Annotated in this window: 4 protein-coding genes and 3 pseudogenes; 3 read left to right on the top strand and 4 right to left on the bottom strand. The window is 65.2% G+C overall.

The annotated features are described in order from the left end of the window. Positions 1 to 175, top strand: a pseudogene (locus tag JWQ81_RS00445) (HNH endonuclease); the annotation flags it as partial. A 110-nt stretch (positions 176 to 285) separates the two neighbouring features. On the opposite strand, the gene JWQ81_RS00440 reads toward JWQ81_RS00445, so the two are convergent. The 3 genes and pseudogenes from JWQ81_RS00440 to JWQ81_RS00430 form a co-directional block, all read right to left on the bottom strand. Then, positions 286 to 735, bottom strand: coding sequence for an alpha/beta hydrolase fold domain-containing protein (locus JWQ81_RS00440; RefSeq protein WP_297536698.1), 450 nt, complete (start codon positions 733 to 735; stop codon positions 286 to 288). Between the two features lie 323 nt (positions 736 to 1,058). Then, positions 1,059 to 1,115: pseudogene (locus JWQ81_RS00435) on the bottom strand (hypothetical protein); the annotation flags it as partial. Between the two features lie 48 nt (positions 1,116 to 1,163). Then, positions 1,164 to 2,081 (bottom strand): AraC family transcriptional regulator, encoded by a 918-nt coding sequence (locus JWQ81_RS00430; RefSeq protein ID WP_297536696.1) that lies wholly within the window; start codon positions 2,079 to 2,081, stop codon positions 1,164 to 1,166. Here JWQ81_RS00430 and JWQ81_RS44735 point away from each other — a divergent pair. After that, a pseudogene (locus JWQ81_RS44735) lies at positions 2,028 to 3,316 on the top strand (aldo/keto reductase). The gene JWQ81_RS00430 and the pseudogene JWQ81_RS44735 overlap by 54 nt on opposite strands. Positions 3,317 to 3,328: 12 nt before the next feature. Here the strand turns inward: JWQ81_RS44735 and JWQ81_RS00415 are convergent. Then, a complete protein-coding gene (locus JWQ81_RS00415) occupies positions 3,329 to 3,604 on the bottom strand; it encodes a hypothetical protein (protein ID WP_297536692.1) in 276 nt (91 codons plus the stop codon). 265 nt (positions 3,605 to 3,869) lie between these two features. On the opposite strand from JWQ81_RS00415, the gene JWQ81_RS00410 reads away from it, so the two are divergent. Then, on the top strand, positions 3,870 to 6,329 hold the full coding sequence (locus JWQ81_RS00410) for a hypothetical protein (RefSeq protein WP_297536691.1): 2,460 nt from the start codon (positions 3,870 to 3,872) through the stop codon (positions 6,327 to 6,329). The last annotated feature ends 30 nt before the right edge of the window (positions 6,330 to 6,359 follow it).

The raw sequence follows: 6,359 nt of genomic DNA, 5'->3' as shown, positions 1-6,359 counted from the left end.
CCTAGGTGGGCCAACCGACCTGAACAACTTGACCCTCCTTTGTGAACGGCACCACCGATTAATACATTGTGGTGGTTGGGAAGTACGAATGGGCGGTGACGGGAGACCGGACTTCATCCCGCCCGATCATCTCGATCCGATTATAAGACCCAGGCGCAAAAACTGCCACATTTAACAGAATATCCCGTACCAGGGCTCGTGAGTGACGCGACCGGATAACACGGCCGCTAAACTGACGAGCCCTGACTGCATTCCCCGGCACAACAGCAACTCGCCGTCGACTTGCTAACGCCCGCAGCGGTGCTGAACCCGCCGACCCCTGGTACGAATCATTCGTACCAGGGGTCGGATAAGAATGGCAGTGGGCGCGGCGAGCCGCAGCAGCCTCAAGTGGCCACGTCGGCACCGGTGGTACCACCGCGTGACGGATGTGGCGTTCGCATCCGTCGCGCGCGCCCCTCGCCGGCCCGGTCCTTGCTTCAGTGGAAGGGAGTTCAGGCGCCATGGCCTGCCCCGGCCCTGACTGTGTTTCCGGCAAGTCTCGTTGTCTACTCCGAGCACCTTGCCCAGCACGGCGAAGCTTTCGGTCTTCTCGCGTTGGGTAATCCCGGCATGTGCGGCCATCGCTGACCCGTGGAAAGTGCCGGAGAACACGTGCAGTTCGACGGCTACGCCTGCAACGAGCAGGGCTTGGGCGTAGGCGATGTCCTCGTTGCGCAACGGGTCGAACTGCATCGCCGAGATATAGGCGGACGGTAGCCCGGACAGGTCGGTCGCCCGTGCCGGCGCCGCTTAGGGGGACAGGTCCCTGGTGCCGCGGATTCCCTCGCCGAGGTAGGCATCCCAGCTGCGTTCCGCGCCCGGCCGGTTCCACATCGGAGTGTCGGTGAACTCCCGCATGCTCGGGGTGGCCAGGCGATCGTCAAGTTCCGGAATGCCGAGATACTGGAATGCGATGGCCGGGCCGCTGCGGTCGCGTGCCAGAAGTGCCAGTGCGGCGGGTCGACGCCCAGTGTGTCGGCGTTCTTCTCGACCGACACGAGTCCCGTGTAACAGTCTTCGGGTCCCGCCGGAAACGGATTGTCCGGCGCGAGCCGGTACTCCACCGATACCATCTCCGGACCGACGATGTGTGCTCAGTGAATCCCGGAGAACCGGAGAATTCAGGGCAGGTGCTGGACATCGCGCGGGGCGGTGTCCGTGCGCAGCTGCGCGGCGTCCTGGCCGGGCGGGGCGCCGAACATCCGGCGGTACTCCCGGTTGAACTGCGAGGGGCTGTCGTAGCCGACCATGTGCCCCACGCCGGCGATATCGCCGGCGTGGGAGACCAGTAACGAGCGGGCTTCCTGGAGGCGGATGCGTTTCTGGAACTGCAGGGGACTCATCGCGGTGACGGCGCGGAAGTGCCGGTGAAACCCGGAGGCGCTCATCCCGGCCAGCTGGGCGAGGTCCTCGATCCGGATCGATTCGGCGTAGTTCTCGCGGACCCACCGGATGGCCCGGCCGACGTGGGAGAGGCCGCTGTCGGCAAGGCCGACCTGCCGGACCAGGCCGCTGTACGGGCCGGTGAGCAACCGCCAGGCAATCTCCCGCTCGATCAGCGGGGCGAGCACCGCCGCGTCCTCGGGATGGTCGAGCAGTCGCAGCATCCGGGCCACCGCGTCGAGCAGGTCGAGGCCGGCCTCTCCGGTCGCTATCGCGGGCAGCCCGGTAGGACTGCGCGACCATCGTTCCGGCGGAGTCTCCAACAACAGCGGTGCGATGATAGCCGGACGCAGTGCCAGTCCCATGGCCAGTGAAGGGACCTGCGGGCTCGCGTCGATGAAGTGACCGGCGATGGGCAGATCGGTGGTGACCACCAGACATTCCCCGGCTCGGTACTCATACACCTGGTCACCGAGCAGTAGGCGTTTGCCGCCCTGAGCCATCACGACCAGCAGTGGTTCGGTCAGGGAATGGTGCGGCTCGGCACTCTCCACTTTGGATACGTGCAGTCCGGCGATCGGCGTCTGAAGGTCCGATCGGGCATGGGTCGCGATGATGCCGCGGATCTCCTCAAGGAGATCGAAGGTGGTGTGCACGCTTCACTGAAGCATCCCCGGCGGCGCTTGACAAGCCCGATCGTGGCGAAGTTGAGCGGATTGGGCAATGATCGTGCCGGATCGGTCTACCATGACCACGCTGCTCGCGCTTCGATGAAGATGACCATTTCGACAAGCACTGGAGTCCTCCTCATGTCGCTCGATCAGTACGTCACCCTCGGCCGGTCCGGGCTCCGGGTCAGCCCGTTCGCCCTCGGCGCGATGACCTTCGGCGAGGATCCCGGCAGCGTCGGGTGCAGTGTCGAGGAGTCGGAGAAGATCCTGTCGACGTACCTCGATCTCGGCGGGAACTTCATCGACACCGCGAACTTTTACACCAACGGCCATTCCGAGAAGATCCTCGGCGACTACTTCGCCGCGCATCCTGGACAGCGCGAGCACGTGGTGCTGGCGTCGAAGTTCTTCTTCAACATGTTCCCCGGCGACCCCAACGGAGGCGGCGCGGGCCGCTCGTCCATCATCGCTCAGCTCGACGAGACGCTGCGCCGGATGCAGATCGACCACCTCGACCTGTACTGGTTGCACAATTGGGACCGCAATACCCCGATCGAGGAAACCATGCGCACCCTCGACGATCTGGTCCGCGCCGGCAAGATCCGCTACATCGGCTTCTCCAACACCCCGGCCTGGGTCACGGCCCAGGCCCACACGATGGCGTTGCTGAAGAGTTGGACGCCGCTCGTCGCGCTGCAGGTCGAATACTCGTTGCTGGCTCGTACCGTCGAGGGCGAACTCGCCCCGCTCGCGCTTGATCAGGGCATGGCGCTGGTTCCGTGGGGCCACTCAAGAATGGTTTCCTGTCTGGCAAGTACCGCCGGAACGCCCAGGTCACGGACTCGGCCCGCACGGCCTTCATCGGCGCCCCCGACGAGGACCAGTTCACGGTCATCGACGCCGTGGCCGCCATCGCCGACGAACTCGACACCAGCTTGGCAGCGGTATCGCTGGCTTGGCTGCGCGCCAGGGAAGGCACCGTCGTGCCCATCGTCGGCGCCCGGCGCATCGAACACCTGCAGAGCAACCTCGCCGGCCTCGACGTGACCCTCACCCCCGAACACCTCCGCACGCTGGACGACGTCTCGGCTCCGACGTTGAACTACCCGGCACCGATGCACGGCGAAGGACGGGCGATGCTCCAGTTCGCCGGCAGCACCGTCGACGGCGAACCGTCCACTGTGTACCAGGCGCTGCTGGCGAGCGACGTCCGCTACTGACCCTGGAGCGGTCTACTTGTCCGTCACGTGTGCGCAGGTTACGGGCATCCCTGCTGCGGACGCGGTGACAGCGGACAGTCCTTCGTTCCATCGAGGAGGATCTTGCAACTCAGCGTGCTGTTCCCGGCCGGGCGAGTTCATGTAGCCGACCTCGGACAGCGTGCTGCCGGAGTTGCTACTCACCTCGTAGGTGATCGCCCACGACTTGCCGGTCGGGTTCGAACACGCGGACACACCCATGACCGTCGCCAGCACGACAGTGACGCCCAGTGCGATCCTGATCGACATACGGCGCCCTCTCCTCAGTGCGAGACCTATTCCATATTATGGAAGAGAAATGAGTCCTGGTGCATCGCACTGAGGGGTAAAGATGCCTAACTCGCAAGGCGTACCGACAGCCATACTAGAGTATTAGCTGTGCCGAGCCTGGTCGAGGAAACTTCGATTGTACTGCGGACAGAACTTGATCGAAGTCTTGACTTGGGCGCAACTACGTAGAAACACTGTGCCCGACAACATCCCCTGTGACGCGTTCGAGCTGAAGGTGATGACGATGGCCAGTGCTCTGAAGAAAAGCCGTCCATCGAGGAGAAGAGCCGCTATCCGGTGGCGCCGGATTCCGCAGCTCGCCGTGGTCGTACTGGTGGTGACGGGAGCGTTCCCGGCGGCCACGGCTTTGTCGGCCGCGGCCGCAACCGCCACGACCGCTTGGCAGAACGGCCGGTTCGTCGTCGACACACCCGGTGTCGTACGCCGGTCGGATGTCGTGCTGGGTACGCCGAACTCCGCCGCTGTCCAGTCACTGCCGCTGGGCAACGGTTCGCTGGGGGTCGCCGAGTGTGCGGCGAACGGCTTCACCGCCCAGCTCAACCGTGCGGACACGCTCCCGGGCCGCAAGTCACCTGGCCAGGTCGAAATCCCGGGGCTGACGACGCTGACCTCCGCCGCGGACTTCCGCGGCACGCTGGACCTCTACACCGGGGTGCTGACCGAGTCCGGTGGCGGGATGACCCTCAAGGCGTGGGTGGCTTCCGGCAAGGACGAGCTGATCGTGGACGTCACCGGGGCGAAACCGGACGCGCCGCAAACCGCGACGGTGAGTCTGTGGTCGGGCCGCAAGCCCACCGCGGCGGCGTCCGGCGTCACCGGCACGCTGGCCGAAACTTGGGTCGACAACTCGGGATCCGGCGCCTCACAACGGACGTTCGGTTCGCTCGGGGCGATCACCGCGGGCGGGCGAAACGTGACCGCGGCCGTGGCCGGCCCCACCCAGGTGAAGGTGAGTTTCACGCCGAACCCGGACGGTTCCTACCGGGTGATCGCCGGCGCTCCCACCTGGACCGGCGGTAACGCCGCCACGACCGTATCGAACCTCTTCGGCTCGGACTCAACTACTGCGGAGGCGTCCCTGCTGGCCTCCCAATCGTCGTGGTGGAGCGCCTATTGGGCGAACAGCGGCCTGCTCGAACTGAACTCTTCGGACGGTTCCGCGCAGTACTTGGAGAATCTCCGGACCCTGTATCTGTTCACCGAGGCCGCTTCGATGCGCGGCACCATTCCGGGCAGTCAGGCGGGTGTCGCCGACATGTTCAATTTCAGCGAGGACAAACAGAACTGGAACCCATCCGCGACCTGGCTGTGGAACCAGCGAACCCAGCTGTCGGCGAATATGAGTTCGGGTAATTTCGCGCTCAATATCCCGACGTTCGACCTGTATCTCGACAACCTGCCGGCCATCGAGACTTGGACCAAGGCGCAGATGGGCGGCGCGCCTGGTGCTTGCGTGCCCGAAGTCATGCGGTTCAACGGTAATGGCGGCGACCCGGCACCGGGCGCGAACGCCGCGTGCAGTCAACCCGGGAGTCCGAACTGGAACGCGCTCAACATCACTTCGGGTGCCGAGATCGGCCTCTACGCCTGGCAGCAGTACCAGGACACCGGAGATCTGTCGTTCCTGCGGAAGTACTACCCGCTCATGCAGCAGGCGTCGATCTTCTTGCTCGACTACCAGAAGGTCGGCTCCGACGGCCTCCTGCACGCGGTCGCCAACGCCCACGAAACCCAATGGGCCGTGCCGGATCCGACCACCGACCTGGCCGCGGACGCCGCCCTGTTCCCGGCGACCGTGTCCGCCGCGAAACTGCTGAACACGGACGGCGACCTGGTTTCCCGGCTCACTACGGCCGAACGCCAGATCCCGCCATATGCCCGTACCACCACGAAGCGCACCGAAGTGCTGCCGCCGTCAGCCGATGCCGGCGGTACGGACATCCTCGCGTACTCCTATGAACCGCCGGCGAAAATCCGCAACGGCGAGAACATCGACCTCGAGCCGGTATGGCCGTACAGCCTCATCGGCGACAACGCGGGCGATACGACCAAGTTGGCGGTCCGCACCTACAACGCCCGGCAGTTCTACGGCGGCAACGACTGGAGCATGGACGCGATCGACGCCGCCCGCCTCGGCCTCGCCGACGCCGTCCGGACGCGGCTGATCTCCATTACCCAGGTTCACCAGCTGTACATCTCGGGGCTCGCCGATCTGCAAACCACTGTCGGCACCGAGCCGTACATCGAACAGATATCCGGGGTGGCGACAGCGCTGGACGAGGCGTTGGTCCAAGACTATGACGGGTTGCTGCGCATCGCTCCTGCCTGGCCCGGCGACTGGAACGTGAGCGGCACGGTGTTGGTCCATGATCGCACCAAGGTCGATGTCCAGGTGCAGAACGGAACTCCGGTCACCGTGGCGATACAGGCGGGGAAGACCGGGACCGAGTCGGTGCGGAGCCCGTGGACCGGCCAGTCGGTCAAGGTCGTCAACGGTTCGTCGGGTGTCGTCGTCGTCCAGGCGACCACGGCCGCGGTGCTGAACGTCCCGGTCACCGCGGGGCAGTCGTATCTCGTCGAGCCGGTCTCTGCGCCCACGACCTCGTTGCCGTTCGCGCAGGTCACCGGCACTCCGGCCACCGCCGCGAAGCATCTCGGCCCGGTACAGATCGGCCTCGGCTAGAACGTCCTGTGTGGACTCGGAGAGCACTCC

It is taken from the genome of Amycolatopsis sp. (genome assembly GCF_025464955.1).
Taxonomy (GTDB): Bacteria; Actinomycetota; Actinomycetes; order Mycobacteriales; family Pseudonocardiaceae; genus Amycolatopsis.
The sequence above is the reverse complement of the archived record's forward strand: the minus strand, read 5'-3'. Positions and strand labels throughout refer to the sequence as shown.